Below are 15,817 nucleotides of genomic sequence, written 5' to 3' on the forward strand. Positions count from 1 at the left end.
GGCACGGCCGCCGCAGGAGGGTGGACGGAGGAGACTGGGAAGGGAAGGTCACGTGCCCGAACTGTTCATCGACGGGGAGTGGGTCCGGGCGGTGGCCGGAGGCCGGCGCGACGTCGTCAACCCGTTCGACGCCACCGTGCTGACCACCGTGGACGACGCCGACGAGACGGACGTCGACCACGCGGTACGCGCCGCCCGCCGCGCCTTCGACTCCGGCGCGTGGTCCGGCCTGCCCACCCGGGCCCGGGCCGACGTGCTGTACCGGGTGCACCGGTACCTGCTGCGGGACAAGGAGGAGATCGCCCGCACCGAGACGCTCGACACCGGCAAGACCCTCGCCGAGTCCCGCATCGACGTCGAGGACGTCGCGAACGCCTTCCGCTACTTCGCCGAGATCGCCGACAAGGACGGCGGCCGGGTGCTGGACGTGGGCAGCGACGTGCTCAGCCGCGTCGTGCACCAGCCCGTCGGGGTCTGCGCGCTGATCGCCCCCTGGAACTACCCCCTGCTCCAGGCCTCCTGGAAGGTCGCCCCGGCCCTCGCCGCCGGCAACACCTTCGTCCTCAAGCCCAGCGAGACCACCCCGCTGAGCACCGTGCGGATGGTCCGGCTCATCGTCGAGGCCGGCGTACCGCCCGGCGTCGTCAACCTGGTCCTCGGCCCCGGGGACGTCGTCGGCGCCGCCATGACCGCGCACCCCGAGGTCGACCTGGTGTCCTTCACCGGCGGTCTGGCCACCGGCCGCCGCATCATGGCCTCCGCGGCCGAGGGCGTGAAGACCGTCGCCCTCGAACTCGGCGGCAAGAACCCCAACATCGTCTTCGACGACTGCGACGCGGACGCCGCCCTCGACTACGCGCTGGACGCCGCGTTCCTGCATTCCGGTCAGGTCTGCTCGGCCGGCTCCCGCCTCCTCGTCCAGGAGGGCATCCACGACCGGTTCGTGAAGAAACTCGCCGAACGGGCCGCGCGCATCCGCCTGGGCGACGGCCTGCTCCCGGAGACCGAGAGCGGGCCGCTCAGCTCCGCCGAACACCGCGGCAAGGTCGAGGAGTACCTGAAGACCGGGCGTGCCGAGGGCGCCACGCTGGTCACCGGGGGCCGCAGGCCCGAGACGGCGGAGCTGAGCCGTGGCTTCTTCCTGCAGCCGACGGTGTTCGCCAACTGCGACCGCTCCATGCGCATCGTGCAGGAGGAGATCTTCGGACCGGTCGTCACCGTCGAGCGCTTCGCCGGAGAGGAAGAGGCCGTCGCCCTCGCCAACGACACCCGTTACGGCCTGGCCGGCGGCGTCTGGACGTCCGAGGCGAGCCGCGCCCAGCGGGTCGCGAACGCCCTGCGGCACGGCACGGTCTGGATCAACGACTTCCACCCCTACGTGCCGCAGGCCGAGTGGGGCGGCTTCGGCCGCTCCGGAATCGGCCGCGAACTCGGCGTCGCCGGGCTGCGCGAATACCAGGAGACCAAGCACATCTACCAGAACCTCGCGCCGGCGCCGTCCGGCTGGTTCAAGGGGTGAGCGCGACGACCGACGAGGCGGCGACGCGCGAGGCGGTGTACGACTACGTGATCGTCGGCGGCGGCACCGCCGGCTCCGTGCTCGCGGCCCGCCTCACCGAGGACCCCGACGTCTCGGTCTGCGTCGTGGAGGGCGGCCCCAGCGACGTCGGCGACGAGCGCATCCTGAAGCTGCGCAACTGGATCAACCTGCTCGGCGGCGAGTTCGACTACGGCTACACCACCGAGGAGCAGCCCCGCGGCAACTCGCACATCCTGCACTCCCGCGCCCGCGTACTCGGCGGCTGCTCCTCGCACAACACGCTCATCAGCTTCCTGCCGCTGCCGCAGGACCTGGACGAGTGGGTCGCCCGCGGCTGCACAGGCTGGGGCCCGAAGACCCTGCTGCCCTACCGGGACCGGCTGCGCAACACCATCGTCCCGGTCGCCGAGGCGGACCGTAACCAGGCCGCGAAGGACTTCGTGGCCGCCGCGGCCGCCGCCCTGGGCGTGCCGGTCGTCGACGACTTCAACGCCCGGCCGTTCACCGAGGGCGCCGGGTTCTTCTCCGTCGCCTACGACCCCGCCACCGGCCACCGCTCCTCCGCCTCGGTCGCCTACCTGCACCCCGTCCTCGACCGGCCCAACCTGCACCTGCTGCTGGAGACCTGGGCGTACCGGCTGCTGCCCGACGCCGCCGGACGGCTCACCCGGGTACGGGTGCGGCACGACGACGGCACGGTGCGCGTGCTGCGCGCCGAACGGGAGATGCTGCTGTGCACCGGCGCGATCGACACGCCGCGGCTGCTGATGCTCTCCGGCGTCGGACCCGCCCAGGAACTGCGCCGGCACGGCATCGACGTCGTCGCCGACCTGCCCGGCGTCGGGGAGAACCTGCTCGACCACCCCGAGTCGGTGATCCTCTGGGAGACCCGTGGCCCGCTGCCGCCCAACTCGGCCATGGACTCCGACGCCGGCCTCTTCCTGCGCCGCGACCCCGCCGAAGAACGCCCCGACCTGATGTTCCACTTCTACCAGGTGCCGTTCACGGTCAACACCGAGCGCCTGGGCTACCCGAAGCTCCCCCACGGCGTGTGCATGACGCCCAACGTGCCCCGCGCGCGGTCCGTCGGACGCCTGTGGCTGCGCAGCGCCGACCCGGACGACAAACCGGCCCTTGACTTCCGCTACTTCACCGACCCCGGAGGACACGACGCGCGCACCCTCGTCGACGGACTGCGCATCGCCCGGCGCGTCGCCGCCACGGAGCCGCTGAAGTCGTGGCTGGTGCGCGAGGTCGCGCCCGGCTCCGAGCTGGAGACCGACCGCGAACTGTCCGAGTACGGCCGGCGCGCGGCACACACCGTCTACCACCCGGCCGGCACCTGCCGGATGGGCGCCCCGGACGACCCCCTCGCCGTACTCGACCCGCTGCTGCGGGTGCGCGGAGTGGAGGGGCTGCGCGTGGTGGACGCCTCGGTGTTCCCCACCATGCCCACCATCAACCCGATGGTGACGGTCCTGCTGGTCGCCGAACGCGCCGCGGACCTCCTCACCGGGGCGGCCCCGGCGGAAGGGGAACGCCGGTGACCGACGCGGGCGCCCCCGGACCGCAGCCGGGCGGCGGTGGCGGACAGGGCGGCGAGCACGGAACGGTGCCGGGCCCGGAACAGGGCTCGGAGTTCCGCAAGGACATGGGCCCGTGGGCGAACTTCGCCCTCGGCTTCACCTACCTCTCCCCGGTGGTCAGCACCTACACGCTCTTCGGCGCGGCCCTCACCGAAGGCGGCCCGCCGATGATCTGGGCGTTCCTGCTGGCCGGGGCCGGCCAGTTCCTCGTCGCCCTGGTCTTCGGGGAGGTCGTCGCCCAGTACCCCATCGCGGGCGGCGTCTACCCGTGGGCCCGGCGGCTGTGGGGCAAACGCTGGGCCTGGATGACCGGCTGGGTCTACCTGTGGGCGCTGCTGGTCACGATCACCGCCGTCGCCTACGGCGCGGGACCGTACATCGCCATCCTCTTCGGCTTCGACCCCACCGTCCGGACCACCGTCGCCTGCACGGTCGCCCTCATCGTCGTCGGCGTGCTCATCAACTACGCCGGCACCCGGGCCCTTTCGCACGCCGCCATGATCGGTTTCAGCGCGGAACTCATCGGCGCCCTCATCGTCGGCGTCATCCTGCTCACCACCGAACGCCACCACGGACTCGGCGTCCTCTTCGACGACTTCGGAGCGGGAGACGGCGAAGGCCCGTACATCTGGGTGTTCCTGGCCGCGGCCATCATCGGCTTCTACCAGTACTACGGCTTCGAGGCGTGCGGGGACACCGCCGAAGAGGTCGAACACCCGGGCCTGGTCATCCCGCGCGCCATGCGCCGCACCATCTACATCGGCGGCGCCGCCGCGACCTTCACCTGCCTCACCCTGCTGCTCGCCGTCACCGACTACCGCGCCGTCATCGCCGGCGAGGTCGCCGACCCGGTCGTCGAGACCCTCTACCGCGCGCTCGGCGAGGTCGGCGCCCGGCTGGTCATGGCGGTGGTACTGATCTCCTTCCTCTCCTGCACCATCAGCCTCCAGGCCGCCGCGGGCCGGCTCATCTACTCCTACGGCCGCGACGAGATGATCGTCGGCCACCGCTACCTGCGCCGCTTCGCCCACGCCCGCGCCGTGCCCGGCTACGCGCTGCTGGTCTCGGCCGTCGTCCCGGCCCTGATCGCCGTCGCCTCGCTGCTCTCCGCCGAGGCGCTGACCAAGATCGTGTCCTTCGCCATCGTCGGCATCTACGGCTGCTTCCAGATGGTCGTGCTCGCGGCACTGCGTGCGCGGCTGAAGGGCTGGAAGCCGGCGGGCGAGTTCCGGCTCGGACGCTGGGGTCTGCTGGTCAACGCGGGCGCCCTCGCCTACGGGCTCTTCGCCATCGTCAACATCTCCTGGCCGCGCACCCCCGAGGCGCCCTGGTACGACGACTACGTCGTGCTCCTCGGCGCGGGCATCGTGGTGGGCGCGGGGCTGCTGTACATGTTCACCACCCACCACTACGGACGCAGCACGGCCCCGGCGGGCGTCGCCGTCCCGAGCGGGCCTCGCGGCGCGGCCGCCCCTCCGCCCACGACGTCGCCGGGGGAGGGGCCGTGACCGGTTCCGTTCCCGTGCACCTCGAGGTGGACCGGGGCGCGGTGCTGGACGGCGACCTCGTCCTCCCGCCGGAGCCCCGCGGCGTCGTCGCGTTCGCCCACGGCAGCGGCAGCTCGCGGCACAGCCCCCGCAACCGCGCCGTCGCCCGCGTCCTCCAGGAAGCGGGCCTGGGGACGCTGCTGTTCGACCTGCTCACCGAGGACGAGGAACGCACCGACGCGGTCACCGCGGAGCTGCGCTTCGACGTCCCCTTCCTCGCCGGACGCCTCGTCGCGGCCGTCGACCGGCTGGGGGCGCGTCCGGACACCGCAGGCGCTCCGCTGGGGCTGTTCGGCGCCAGCACGGGCGCCGCCGCTGCGCTCACCGCCGCCGCGGAACGCCCCGACGCGGTCCGCGCCGTCGTCTCCCGCGGCGGCCGCCCGGACCTCGCCGGGCAGGCGCTCGGACGGGTCCGCCCGCCCGTTCTGCTGATCGTGGGCGGCCTGGACACCGAGGTCCTCCGCCTCAACGAGCAGGCCGCGGACGCCCTGTCCGCCCCCTGCACGCTCCGCGTCGTCCCCGGCGCCGGTCACCTCTTCGAGGAGCCGGGCACCCTCGCCGAAGCCGCCACCTCCGCCCGGGACTTCTTCCTCAGCACGGTCCCCGGCCCGATCGGCACCTGACGACGCGTGCGGCGCGCCCCGCGCGTGAGGGGGCTGTGGCGGACAGGGGCCCGGCTCGGGGCCCCGACGGCGGACTGCTCAGGCGCCCGGCCCGACCAGCGGGCTCCGCTCCAGTGCCGCCAGCAGGTCTGCCGGACCTTCGTACACCGCCATCGCACCCGCCTCGATCAGCTCCTCCTCCGCGATCCCACCGGACCGCACCGCGACCCCCGTCACCCCCGCCTTCCCGCACGCCCTCATGTCCCACACCGTGTCCCCGACGAACACCGCCTCATCCGCCGGGACCCCGGCCCGCCGCAGCGCCTGTTCGACCAGGTCCGCCGCCGGTTTCGTCGCCTCGACGTCGTCGCCGCCCGTCGCGGCGGCGATCACGTCGTCCGCGTCGATCGCGGCCCGCATCGCAGCGAGTTCCTCGCCGCCCGCGGAGCTGGCGAGGACCACCCGCAGCCCTTTCCCGGCGACCGCTCGCAGCAGACCGGCCGCGCCGGGAAGCGCGGCCAGCTTGGGGAAGTACTCCGCGTACAGCACCTTGTGCGCGGTGCTGATCCGTGCGTCCTGGTCGCGGTCCCGTTCGTCGCCGAGCAGATGGCCGATCAGGCGGTCGGCGCCCATGCCCACGGACCGGTGGATGTCCGGCATCGGCACCGTGTGCCCGGCCTGCCGGAACGCCTCCCACCACGTCACGGCGTGCAGGTAGTTGGTGTCCACGAGGGTGCCGTCCACGTCGAACAGCACCGCGCGCGGGCTCGTGCCCTTCGCTGCGTTCATGTGCCACTCCTCGTCGCTGTCTCACGCGCTGCCGCGCGCGTTCTCGTACGGGCCCGGCCCGGGCGAGCCCGGGGGCGCCCGGCACATCGAACGAGTACCCGGGCCGCCGCACGGCAGCCGCACCCCGGCGGAAGGCGGTGATCACCGTGAGTGTGAGCGATGGGCGTCGCGCTACGACTCCGAGGAGGCCGACACCTGATCCCGGCCGGGCGGCGGACCTCAGCCGCGGCGCACCTCAGCCGCGGCGCCGCTCCGCCGCGTCACGGAGCCGCTCCGTCTCGTCGCGGAGCAGCGGCAGCTTCGCCGCCAGCGCGTCGCCGGGGCAGTCCGTCTCGTAGCCCGCGCGGTGTCCGGTGATCACGTCGAACGCGGCGCCGGCGCCCTTCGGGTAGCGGCTGGCGTCGTTGGTCGAGGTGAGCCGGACCCGCCCGTGCGGGTCGGCGCCCGGGTCGAGCTGCCAGGCGGCCACGGCGGCGATCGCGTCCAGCATCGCGCGCGGCACGTGGGTGCCCTCGTCGAAGGTGCCGAGCGCCGCGATGCCGACCGTCTCCTTGTTGAAGCCCTTGGTGTGCGCACCCCGCACGGTGTGCGCTCCGTCGCCGCCGCGGCCCTCGTAGACGGTGCCGCAGCGGTCGACGACGTACTGGTAGCCGACGTCGTCCCAGCCCTCGCTCTCGATGTGGTCGCGCTGGAGGCCGCGGAGCAGGGCCGGGACGTGGTCGCAGTCGTAGCCGTTGACGTGGTCGGTGTGGTGGACGACGACGGCGCGGACCCGGTCGACGTACGCCGGGGGTTCGCGCACCATCTGCTCGTCCGCGCCCCACGCCACCCGTGGGACCACGTAGGGACGTGGCGCCGCCGGCCTGTCCGCGGTCTCCTCCGCCCGGGGCGGGGCGCCGGAGTCCACGGCCGGGGCACCCCACCTCATCAGCACCGCCAGCGGGAGACACACCACGGCGAGCGCGAGCCTGGGCCGCCACATGTGCACCACGGTGCGCCGCGGCCAGCGACATCGCACACACCGACGCACCCGTTCGGGTGACGTCGGTCGGGTCTCCTCCGAGGTGGTACGGGTCGTCCGGCCGGGGTACTCGCCGGGCCGTGACGGACGACGAGCGGACGAACGCGATCGCGGTGGGGCTGGACGGTTCCCCGGCCGCCACGGCCGCCCTGCACTGGGCGGCGGCGGAGGCCGGGCTGCGCCGGGTCCCGCTGCGGCTGGTGCACGCCCGGGAGCCGGATTCCCGGCCGGAGCCGGAGGCGATGCCGCCGGGCCCGACCGGCAGGGAGATCGTGGACGCCGCGCGGGACGACGTAGTGCGGCGCCGGCCCGAGCTGCATGTGATCGCCGACGTGATCGACGAGAAGCCGGAGGAGGCGCTGCTGACGGTGTCCGCCGAGACGCGGATGCTGGTGCTCGGCTCCTACGGCACCCGGCGGCTGCCCAGTTTCTTCCTCGGCGGCGTCAGCCTCAGTACGGTCGCCCGTGCCGAACACCCCGTCGTGCTCGTCCGCGCCGAGGAGGACCCGGAGGCGCGGGAGGCCGGCACGGCGCACGAGCCGGAGCAGGAGGAGGTGCACCCGCACGGACCGCGGGTGGTGGTGGCGCTCGGCCTGGACCACGACTACGCGAACCTGCTGCGGTTCGCCTTCGAGACGGCCGAGGTCACGGGCCTGCCGCTGCACGTGGTGCACGCGATCAGGCTCCCGTCGCACGTGTACGTGCCCGGCGGCCCGGTGGTGCCGCACATCGCGGTGCAGTACCGCAAGGAGGTGGAGGGCGAGGTGCGGGAGCTGGTGCGGCCCTGGGCGGAACGCCATCCGCGCGTCGAACTCCGTGCCGCACTGCGGCTGGAGGGCACGGCGCAGGCGGTCGTCCACGAGGCGGAGGGGTCGGACCTGTTGGTCGTCGGCCGCTGCCGCAAGCATCGTACGGCGCTGGGCCCGCGCATCGGGCCGGTGGCGCACGCGGCCGTGCACCACGCCGCCTGTCCCGTCGCGGTTGTTCCGCACGACTGAGCCGACCGGGCCGCGTGAGGACCTCGCGGCGGCGACGTCGGCCGGTACCGCACCGGTCCCGGCATGCAGAAGGCCCGCCCGGTGCGACGGGGGATGCACACCGGGCGGGCCGTGAAACCGATCTTGCCCTATCCGCGGGCCGAACGCCAGGGGGTGGCCTGATCCAGCCCCCAGCTGGGCGGAAAACCTCAGTCCCGCCCGCGCCCGTCGTCCCGTGCGGAGCCGCCTCGCTCCGCATCCGCCGGCCGGGCCGCGTCGTCCCGGCGGGACTCGGCGAGCACCTCGTTCATGAAGGCCATCAGTTCGTGGCTCAGGCCCTCCTCGCCGAGGCCGCGTCCGGCGATGCCGGTGATGTCGCCGTTGTGCACCGAGCGCAGGAAGCGCAGCGACTCGACGACCTGGCCGACGACCTCGCTGCGGGACTTGAAGAACCTCGGGTCCACGTCGAAGAAGGCGGCGATGCCTTCCAGCATGTCCTCGGACGCGGTGTACGGCTCCCCGGTCTCGGGGTTGATCTTGCCGGTACGCAACTTCCAGAAGGTGGTGTGGCCGATGACGTGCCGGCCGGCGCGTTCGTTGACGGCGCGGACCACCTGTCGGTCGGACGGCACCGCGTCGTCCGAACGCCCGCCGGACGGAAAGGCGTTGTGCAGCAGCCAGGTGATCTTCTCGGCGAGGGACTGCGGTTCACCCTCGCCAGGTATGCCCGCGCCACTCATCCGCAGCCCCCAGTCCGCCGTATGCCTGCATGTACCACCGTATCCAAAGCTTCACGGATCACACACCCGCCGGTCGCCGAACCGTGCCTTGCGCATACACTCTGCGTCACTGTTTACTCGGAAAAACAGATCCAGGGGTCTGACACGGGGGTGCAGACCCCTGGATCGAAATCCCACCCCGCCGCGTGACGCGGGAAGCGCCCGCCGTCAGCGGGCCCCGGGGCCGCCCGACAGGGACGTCATCCGGCTGAAGTCCATCACCGCGGACACGTCCCGCTGTGCCTGCTCGGCGACCCGGCGGGCCTCGCCGAGTACGTCGCCGTGCTCCTGGACAAGACTGGCGTAGATCGGCGCATCCGCCCGGTCTGCGGTCGTCATCGTGCAGCGTTCCTTCAGGTCAGGGACATCCGGCCGCCGCCCGGGCTCCCCGAGGTCGGCGCCGCAGAGTCTACGTGTCCACGTCGCATGCGCGGTCCCCGGTCCGGGCCGGGCGCGCGGCTTCCGCCGTTTCGGGGCGGTACGACCGGAGCGCCGTGCCCCAGGGCCCGTGCCGGTACCGGGCGTTCACCCACGGGCCATGCGCCGACCCTTGCTATGGCATGCGCATGCCGTCACTCTGTTGCGCGAGGCAAGCAGCCGGACGGCACGGTCCCGGACGAATTCGGAGCCGCGCCGGTCCGTTCCCCCCAACTCGCCATCCGGGAGTGCCATGACAAGCACGCGCATATCCCCCGCGCGCCGTGCGTTCAACGCGCGTCGACACCTCGCCACGCTCGCGGCCTTCGTCGGCCTGCTGTCGTTCGCGAACCTCCTCGTCGGCCCGCCGGCCCACGCCTATCCCCCCGCCCCGCCCAGCGCCGCCACCGCCCGCAGCTACCTCGCCGGACTCACCGAGAGCGGCGAGGGCTCCATGAGCGGCTACGACCGCGACAAGTTCCCCCACTGGTCGAGCCAGGGCAACAGCTGCGACACCCGCGAGACCGTCCTCAAGCGCGACGGTGAAGGCGTCTCGACCGGCAGCGACTGCTACCCGACCAGCGGCCGCTGGTACTCCGTCTATGACAGCGTCTGGTCCGAGGCCCCCAGCGACGTCGACATCGACCACATGGTGCCGCTCGCCGAGGCCTGGCGCTCCGGTGCCAGCGGCTGGTCGACCGCGTCCCGCGAGTCGTTCGCCAACGACCTGTCGACCTCCCAGCTGATCGCCGTCACGGACAACTCCAACCAGTCCAAGAGCGACCGCGACCCCTCCGAGTGGCTGCCGCCCAGCACCGGCTACCACTGCATGTACGCGCGCATGTGGGTGTGGGTGAAGCACGAATGGAACCTCACCGTGGACAGCGCCGAGAAGGGCGCCCTCAGCGGCATCCTCAACGGCTGCTGAACCTGCCGTGAGCCCCGCGGTGCCGGCCGGGACCCCCACCCCGGTCGGCACCGCGGTGCGATGATCGTTGCGTGACCGTCCTCCGCTCCGAACGTCCCGCCGCCCCCGCCGTCGTCCTGGCGGCTCTGCTCCTCGCCACGCTGACCGGCTGCGGCCTCGGCGCCGAACTCGAACGCGAGGCGAACCCCGCGCGCACCGCCGCGCCGCGCGCCACCATCACGGCCCCGCCCGGCCCGGGCGACCCTTCCGCCCCCTCCCTCGCGCCGCCCCCGGCGGCTGCGCCGACCGCGTGCCCGCCGTCCGGCCTGCGCGTCACCACAGGTCTCGTCGACGCCGCCATGGGCCTGCGCGCCACCACCCTCACCCTCACCAACTGCGGCGACGCGCCGTACGAGTTGAGCGGCTACCCATCCCTGACCGTCCTCGACGACGACCGCGATCGGGTGGACGTCGAGGTCCTGCGCGGCACCGACGACATCAGCGCCGCGGTCGGCGGCGCCGAGGAGCCCGGCCGGTTCACCCTCGCCCCCGGCGACTCCGCCGAGACCACCCTGGCCTGGCGCAACACCGTCACCGGGTCCACCGTCCCGGCCGTACACGCCCCCTACCTCTCCGTCGCCCCGTCGCCCGGCGAGCCCGCGCAGGTGGTCGCCCTCGACGGCGGCCTGGACCTCGGCGACACGGGTCGGCTCGGCGCCACGGCCTGGCAGCGTACCGAGGGGTAACAAGGCTTAGGCTGCCCCTGGAAACCCGTGCCAGCCACCCGCACGACCACCAGGGAGCAGCCGCCGTGCCCGAGAACCGCGCAACCGAACGCCCCCACGACCTCGTCCTGTTCGGCGCCACCGGCTTCACCGGCCGGCTCACCGCCCGCTACCTCGCCGCGAACGCGCCCGCCGACTGCCGTGTCGCCCTGGCCGGCCGCAACCGCGACAAGCTCGCCGCCGTGCGCGCCGAACTCGCCGGCATCCGCCCCGCATGGGCCGAACTCCCCCTGCTCGACGCCGACGTGACGGACACGCCCGCCCTGCACCGCCTCGCCGCAGCCACCCGCGTCCTCCTCACCACCGTCGGCCCCTACCTCCGCCACGGCGAGGAACTCGTCGCCGCCTGCGCCGAAGCCGGCACCGACTACGCCGACCTCACCGGCGAGCCCGAGTTCATCGACCGCACCTACGTCCGTCACCACGAGACCGCCCGCCGCACCGGCGCCCGCCTCGTCCACGCCTGCGGATTCGACTCCGTCCCGCACGACCTCGGCGTCCAGTACACCGTCGGCCTGCTCCCCGAGGGCGTACCGCTGCGCATCGACGGCTACGTCACCGCCGACGCCCGGTTCTCCGGCGGCACCCTCGCCTCCGCCCTCGACGCCTTCTCGCGTGGCCCACAGATGCTCCAGGCGGCGCGCGAACGCCGCCGCGTCGAGCCCTGGCCCACCGACCGCCGCGTCTCCACCCCCACCGGCGGTATCCGCCGCGTCCCCCTCCTGCGCAGCTGGGCCGTGCCACTGCCCACCGTCGACCCGCAGGTCGTCGCCCGCTCCGCCGCCGCCCTGGACCGCTACGGCCCCGACTTCCGCTACCGCCACGCCGCCGCCGTCCGGCGGCTCCCCGTCGCCCTCGGCGGCCTCGCCGGCACCGCCGGACTCGTCGCACTCGCCCAACTCCCCGGCGCACGCCGCGCCCTGACCTCCCGGCTCGGCTCCGGCGAGGGCCCTTCCGAGGAGCGCCGCGCCCGCAGCACCTTCTCCGTCCGCTTCCTCGCCGAGGCCCTCACCGACCTCGGCCCCCGCCGCATCGCCACCGAGGTGTCCGGCGGCGACCCCGGCTACGACGAGACCGCCAAGATGCTCGCCGAGTCCGCGCTCTGCCTCGCCCACGACGAACTCCCCGCACTCACCGGCCAGCTCACCACCGCCACCGCCATGGGCCCGGCCCTCACCGACCGCCTCGTCCGCGCCGGCCTCCGCTTCCACGTCACCCACGAAGGCCGCTGAGAGAACACCACGTTTACCGGTCCGTGACCCGGGCACGTGAACCACTGTCAAGGAAACGGCTCACGAAACGAGGAGCGCGACCATGGCATCGCACAGCACGTTTTCGGCCAAGGCGCACAAGGCCCGGAGCCTCGTGGAGAACACCCTCCGCCAGGCCCGCACCCGTGGCCACGGACGCACGACCGCCGCCCCACGAGGCGGTCGTTCCCGCACCTCGACGGCGGCGGACGTACGACGCGTCGCCCTCCGCGCGCGGGAGGCGTTCCGGAAGTGACCCCCCACGCCTTGGACGACGCGGCCAGAGGAGCACCCCCTTTCAGAGCCTGAGCGGTGGCCCGGCGGAACCTTCCGCCGGGCCACCGCCGTGGACAAAGACCCCGGGGACCCATGCCTGGCCGCCCATCGGCGTCGGCGAGGACGGGAACCGGTGCGGCGCGCCGTGGCGGCCCGTCCAGGACTCCCTGTCCGGTTCGTCGGCTGGGGTAACTTGGCCGGTGTGACTGCCCCGGCCATCGCAGAGGTCCGCCTGACCGCGTTCAAGAGCTTCCGCGGCGAGGCGTTCCGGCTCGCCCCGCTGACCGTGCTCATCGGGCGCAACAGCAGCGGGAAGTCCAACGCGCTGGACGGCCTGGAGGTGCTGTCCCGGTTGGCGCGGGGCGAGGACATCGCCGAGGCGCTGGAATCCCGGCGCGGCCCCGACGGTCCCGTGCGCGGCGGGCTCGCCGGGTGCGTGCCGCACGGCTCCGACCGGTTCGCACTCGGGTGCACCGTCCAATCGAAGGACGGGCCGATCCACCTCGACCTGACCGTCCAGGTGGAGCCCGACGTGCAGGTGGTCGAGGAACGCCTTGTCGGGCCCACGGCGGCGGGGCAACGGGACATCCTCGTCAGCGGCGAGCCGAGCGCGGGCATGGGCGACATCCAGGCGGCCTGGCACAACGGCCGGCCGGGACGCAATCCGAGCGGCGCGTTCCGCAGCACGCGGCTGCTCACCTCGCAGCTGCCGCTGCGGGTCAACGGTGACACCGAAGGTGAGACGGAGAGCATCTGGTGCGCGGAGACCCTCCTCTCCGCGCTGGCCGGCACCTTCCATCTCGACCCGGTGCCGCACCTGATGCGGCAGTACGTGCCCTCCAGGGACATCCACCTGCGGCGCACCGCCGAGAATCTCTCGGCAGCGATCGGAAGTCTCCAGCGCACCGACCCCGCTCTCTTCGACCGCCTCGTCTCGCTGCTGCGAGGTCTCGCCGACCACGACATCGAGACGCTCGCGGTCACCCGCTCCGAACTCGGCGACGTGATGCTGGCTCTCGACGAAGGCACTCTGGGCCTCACCCCGGCGCGCGAGATGAGCGACGGCATGCTGCGGTTCCTCGCGGTCACCACCTCACTCCTCACCGGCGGAGGCGGCCTCGACCTCGGCACGTCGAGCATGCGGCCCACGGAGCGCTCGCTGATGCTCGTGGTGGAGGAACTGGAGAACGGCCTGCACCCCTCGCAGGCGTCCGAAGTCCTCCAACTCGTCAGGGAGGCCGGTGCGGAGAACCGGACCCAGGTGCTGATCACCACCCACAGCCCGGCGCTGCTGTCCGCCCTCGACAGCGCGGACCACGAAGGCGTCGTCGTCTGCTGGCGGGACCGCGAGTCCGGGGTGAGCCGGCTGACCCGCCTCACCGAACTCGACGGTTACCCGGCAGCCATGGCTGCCGGGACACTCGGCGAGGTGATCACGCGGGGACGCCTCCCCGACCGTGCCCGACGCGACCGCGACTACTCGGAGTTCGACCGCATGCTGGGAATCGGGTGACACGTGGCGCGCCGGGTCGAGTTCGTCGACACGTCCATTCTGTGCAACCTGCTGGAAGTGCCCGGCAAGTGCCAGGACCGTGAACAGGTCATCAGGCAACTGCAGGAGAAGCGCGAGGCGCGCGACTGCGACCTGCTGCTGCCGGTGACGGCGGTCATCGAGACGGGCAACCACATCGCGCAGCTCGCCAACGGGCATCACCGCCGGACGTGCGCCGAGCGGTTCGCGGGCGTCCTGGGCATGGTGGTCGAGGGCAAGGCGCCCTGGGCGCTCAACGAGGTGGAGTGGGACGCGGCGCACCTCCGCACCCTGATAGCCGGCGGCCGGACGGGCAGCAGCCTGGTCGAACATGCCGGCAACCAGCTGGGCTGCGGCGATCTGAACATCCTCATCGAGCGCGACCGCTACCTGGCACGGACGTCCGGTGTGGAGGCGACGGTATGGACGCTGGACGGTCCGCTGTCCGCGTACGCGTAGTCGTCCGCGCCGTGTGCGTGCTGGTGCTGGTGGTGCTGCACGTCGTCGGCGGCTACTTCGTGCTGCTCGCCTGGGCGACGACGTCGGAGGGCCCGTGGGACCGGAGCGTCACCGGGATGGTCCGTGGCGCGGCGCTCGCCGGACTGGCGGCCGAAGCGCTCGCGGTGGTGCTCACCGCGGCGCTCGTCGCCACGGTGAGGCTGCGCAGGTGGTGGTACCTGATTCCCGCGCTGCTCGCGCCGGCGGCAGTCGTGCGCATGCTGTTCGCCCCCGTGCCCTGAGGCACGGGGGCGAAGGGAGCGCCGCTCCCGGGGTCACTCGGGGGCGCGGCCCTCCTCGGGGGTCTCGCCTGCGGCGAGGCGGGCCTTGAGGACGGGGGAGATGATCAGGTCGTAGACCAGGACGCCGACGATGCCGCCGATGAGCGGGCCGACGATCGGAATCCACCAGTAGCCGCTGAACCAGTCGAAGGTGCCCGGCAGGGCGATCGCACCCCAGCCCTCGAAGTAGGTGAAGAGGCGCGGCCCGAAGTCGCGGGCCGGGTTGATGGCGTAGCCGGCGTTGGTGCCGAAGGTCAGGCCGATCACCGTCACGATCAGACCGGTGATGAAGGGGCCGATGTTGGCCCCGGGCGCCAGGTTGCGCTGGTCGATCAGGGCGCAGATCAGCAGCAGCAGGATGCCGGTGCCGACGATCTGGTCCAGCAACGGCCCCCAGATGCCGCCGCCGAAGTACTCGGCGGGGAAGGTCGCGAAGATGGAGTACGTACTCAACGACTCCTCGCGTGTCATGCCTGCCGCCTGGTTCGCCGCGTCGATGGCCCAGCGGTAGCAGGAGTAGGTGACCGCCGCGCCGCAGAAGGCGCCGACCAGTTGGGCGCCCCAGTAGGGGAGCACCTTCGAGAAGGGGATCGCCCGCCGCACCGCGAAGGCGAGGGTCACCGCGGGGTTGATGTGTGCGCCGCTGACGCCGCCCGCGACGTACACGCCGAAGACGACGGCGAATCCCCAGCCCCAGGTGATGATGAGCCAGTTCGCCGGACCGAAGTCGGAGGTCTGGCGCCCCGAGCCCGGCAGGCCCACGACCGCCACCGCCACCGCTGCCGTTCCGAGCAGCAGCAGGACGAACGTACCCAGGAACTCGGCGAGCATCTCGCCACCGAGCCCAGCCCGGTAGCCGCGGCGGCGCGGGGTGCGCTCCGTAGCCGTGTGCTCAGACATTGACCCTCCTCACGTCGGCCCGTTCACCGTCGCAAGCGGGGGAGGGCGTGTCCTGCCGGAAAGGCCTGTTCGGGTGATGCGGTGGCGCCCCGGCGGCGCGGCGGCTGGACGGTCCCTCGTAGCCGGGTGCT

Annotated in this window: 17 protein-coding genes; 12 read left to right on the plus strand and 5 right to left on the minus strand. The window is 73.0% G+C overall.

Going from position 1 to position 15,817, the window contains the following annotated elements; translation table 11 throughout:
* Positions 1-52: 52 nt before the first annotated feature.
* Genes RM572_RS05080 through RM572_RS05095 form a run of 4 tightly spaced genes read left to right on the plus strand, consistent with a single transcriptional unit; the run spans position 53 to position 5,296 of the window.
* Positions 53-1,519, plus strand: a complete 1,467-nt coding sequence (locus RM572_RS05080; RefSeq protein ID WP_311672043.1) for an aldehyde dehydrogenase family protein — start codon at positions 53-55, stop codon at positions 1,517-1,519.
* Complete coding sequence (locus RM572_RS05085) at positions 1,516-3,087, plus strand: GMC family oxidoreductase (RefSeq protein ID WP_311672044.1); 1,572 nt, start codon at positions 1,516-1,518, stop codon at positions 3,085-3,087. Before RM572_RS05080 ends, RM572_RS05085 begins: the two co-directional genes overlap by 4 nt.
* On the plus strand, positions 3,084-4,634 hold the full coding sequence (locus RM572_RS05090; RefSeq protein WP_311672045.1) for an APC family permease: 1,551 nt from the start codon (positions 3,084-3,086) through the stop codon (positions 4,632-4,634). Before RM572_RS05085 ends, RM572_RS05090 begins: the two co-directional genes overlap by 4 nt.
* Positions 4,631-5,296: a dienelactone hydrolase family protein gene (locus RM572_RS05095; protein ID WP_311672046.1), complete on the plus strand. Its 666-nt coding sequence runs from the start codon at positions 4,631-4,633 to the stop codon at positions 5,294-5,296. Before RM572_RS05090 ends, RM572_RS05095 begins: the two co-directional genes overlap by 4 nt.
* A gap of 78 nt (positions 5,297-5,374) precedes the next feature.
* Here the strand turns inward: RM572_RS05095 and RM572_RS05100 are convergent, their stop codons facing one another.
* Both RM572_RS05100 and RM572_RS05105 read right to left on the minus strand, forming a co-directional pair.
* Positions 5,375-6,064, minus strand: coding sequence for an HAD family hydrolase (locus tag RM572_RS05100; RefSeq protein WP_311672047.1), 690 nt, complete (start codon positions 6,062-6,064; stop codon positions 5,375-5,377).
* A gap of 235 nt (positions 6,065-6,299) precedes the next feature.
* Positions 6,300-7,046, minus strand: coding sequence for a peptidoglycan recognition protein family protein (locus RM572_RS05105; RefSeq protein ID WP_311672048.1), 747 nt, complete (start codon positions 7,044-7,046; stop codon positions 6,300-6,302).
* 119 nt (positions 7,047-7,165) lie between these two features.
* On the opposite strand from RM572_RS05105, the gene RM572_RS05110 reads away from it, so the two are divergent.
* Positions 7,166-8,083, plus strand: a complete 918-nt coding sequence (locus RM572_RS05110; protein WP_311672049.1) for a universal stress protein — start codon at positions 7,166-7,168, stop codon at positions 8,081-8,083.
* A 188-nt stretch (positions 8,084-8,271) separates the two neighbouring features.
* On the opposite strand, the gene RM572_RS05115 is transcribed toward RM572_RS05110, so the two are convergent.
* Positions 8,272-8,802, minus strand: a complete 531-nt coding sequence (locus tag RM572_RS05115; RefSeq protein WP_311672050.1) for a hypothetical protein — start codon at positions 8,800-8,802, stop codon at positions 8,272-8,274.
* Between the two features lie 207 nt (positions 8,803-9,009).
* On the minus strand, positions 9,010-9,180 hold the full coding sequence (locus RM572_RS05120; protein ID WP_199779686.1) for a hypothetical protein: 171 nt from the start codon (positions 9,178-9,180) through the stop codon (positions 9,010-9,012).
* A 331-nt stretch (positions 9,181-9,511) separates the two neighbouring features.
* On the opposite strand from RM572_RS05120, the gene RM572_RS05125 reads away from it, so the two are divergent.
* From RM572_RS05125 to RM572_RS05155, 7 genes are all read left to right on the plus strand, one after another.
* Positions 9,512-10,186 carry an HNH endonuclease family protein gene (locus RM572_RS05125; RefSeq protein ID WP_311672051.1) on the plus strand — a complete coding sequence of 225 codons (675 nt, stop codon included), beginning with the start codon at positions 9,512-9,514 and terminating at the stop codon, positions 10,184-10,186.
* 71 nt (positions 10,187-10,257) lie between these two features.
* A complete protein-coding gene (locus RM572_RS05130) occupies positions 10,258-10,911 on the plus strand; it encodes a DUF4232 domain-containing protein (RefSeq protein ID WP_311672052.1) in 654 nt (217 codons plus the stop codon).
* Positions 10,912-10,976: 65 nt separating this feature from the next.
* Positions 10,977-12,182, plus strand: a complete 1,206-nt coding sequence (locus tag RM572_RS05135; protein WP_311672053.1) for a saccharopine dehydrogenase family protein — start codon at positions 10,977-10,979, stop codon at positions 12,180-12,182.
* A gap of 82 nt (positions 12,183-12,264) precedes the next feature.
* On the plus strand, positions 12,265-12,456 hold the full coding sequence (locus RM572_RS05140; RefSeq protein ID WP_136182405.1) for a hypothetical protein: 192 nt from the start codon (positions 12,265-12,267) through the stop codon (positions 12,454-12,456).
* A 222-nt stretch (positions 12,457-12,678) separates the two neighbouring features.
* On the plus strand, positions 12,679-13,989 hold the full coding sequence (locus tag RM572_RS05145; RefSeq protein WP_311672055.1) for an AAA family ATPase: 1,311 nt from the start codon (positions 12,679-12,681) through the stop codon (positions 13,987-13,989).
* Positions 13,990-13,992: 3 nt separating this feature from the next.
* Complete coding sequence (locus tag RM572_RS05150; RefSeq protein WP_311672056.1) at positions 13,993-14,466, plus strand: hypothetical protein; 474 nt, start codon at positions 13,993-13,995, stop codon at positions 14,464-14,466.
* Complete coding sequence (locus RM572_RS05155) at positions 14,430-14,747, plus strand: hypothetical protein (RefSeq protein WP_311672058.1); 318 nt, start codon at positions 14,430-14,432, stop codon at positions 14,745-14,747. The genes RM572_RS05150 and RM572_RS05155 overlap by 37 nt, the downstream gene beginning before the upstream one ends.
* A gap of 33 nt (positions 14,748-14,780) precedes the next feature.
* Here the strand turns inward: RM572_RS05155 and RM572_RS05160 are convergent, their stop codons facing one another.
* Positions 14,781-15,617, minus strand: coding sequence for an MIP/aquaporin family protein (locus RM572_RS05160; RefSeq protein WP_311672093.1), 837 nt, complete (start codon positions 15,615-15,617; stop codon positions 14,781-14,783).
* Positions 15,618-15,817 lie beyond the last annotated feature (200 nt).

Origin of the sequence: Streptomyces hazeniae (assembly GCF_031845485.1) — a bacterium.
Taxonomy (GTDB): domain Bacteria; phylum Actinomycetota; class Actinomycetes; order Streptomycetales; family Streptomycetaceae; genus Streptomyces; species Streptomyces hazeniae.

Excerpts from the sequence above, each read along its gene's own strand:
- RM572_RS05140 (WP_136182405.1), top strand. The coding sequence starts at position 12,265 with ATGGCATCGCACAGCACGTTTTCGGCCAAGGCGCACAAGGCCCGGAGC.
- RM572_RS05120 (WP_199779686.1), bottom strand. The coding sequence starts at position 9,180 with ATGACGACCGCAGACCGGGCGGATGCGCCGATCTACGCCAGTCTTGTC.
- RM572_RS05115 (WP_311672050.1), bottom strand. The coding sequence starts at position 8,802 with ATGAGTGGCGCGGGCATACCTGGCGAGGGTGAACCGCAGTCCCTCGCC.
- RM572_RS05155 (WP_311672058.1), top strand. The coding sequence starts at position 14,430 with ATGGACGCTGGACGGTCCGCTGTCCGCGTACGCGTAGTCGTCCGCGCC.
- RM572_RS05100 (WP_311672047.1), bottom strand. The coding sequence starts at position 6,064 with ATGAACGCAGCGAAGGGCACGAGCCCGCGCGCGGTGCTGTTCGACGTG.
- RM572_RS05105 (WP_311672048.1), bottom strand. The coding sequence starts at position 7,046 with ATGTGGCGGCCCAGGCTCGCGCTCGCCGTGGTGTGTCTCCCGCTGGCG.
- RM572_RS05125 (WP_311672051.1), top strand. The coding sequence starts at position 9,512 with ATGACAAGCACGCGCATATCCCCCGCGCGCCGTGCGTTCAACGCGCGT.
- RM572_RS05160 (WP_311672093.1), bottom strand. The coding sequence starts at position 15,617 with ATGCTCGCCGAGTTCCTGGGTACGTTCGTCCTGCTGCTGCTCGGAACG.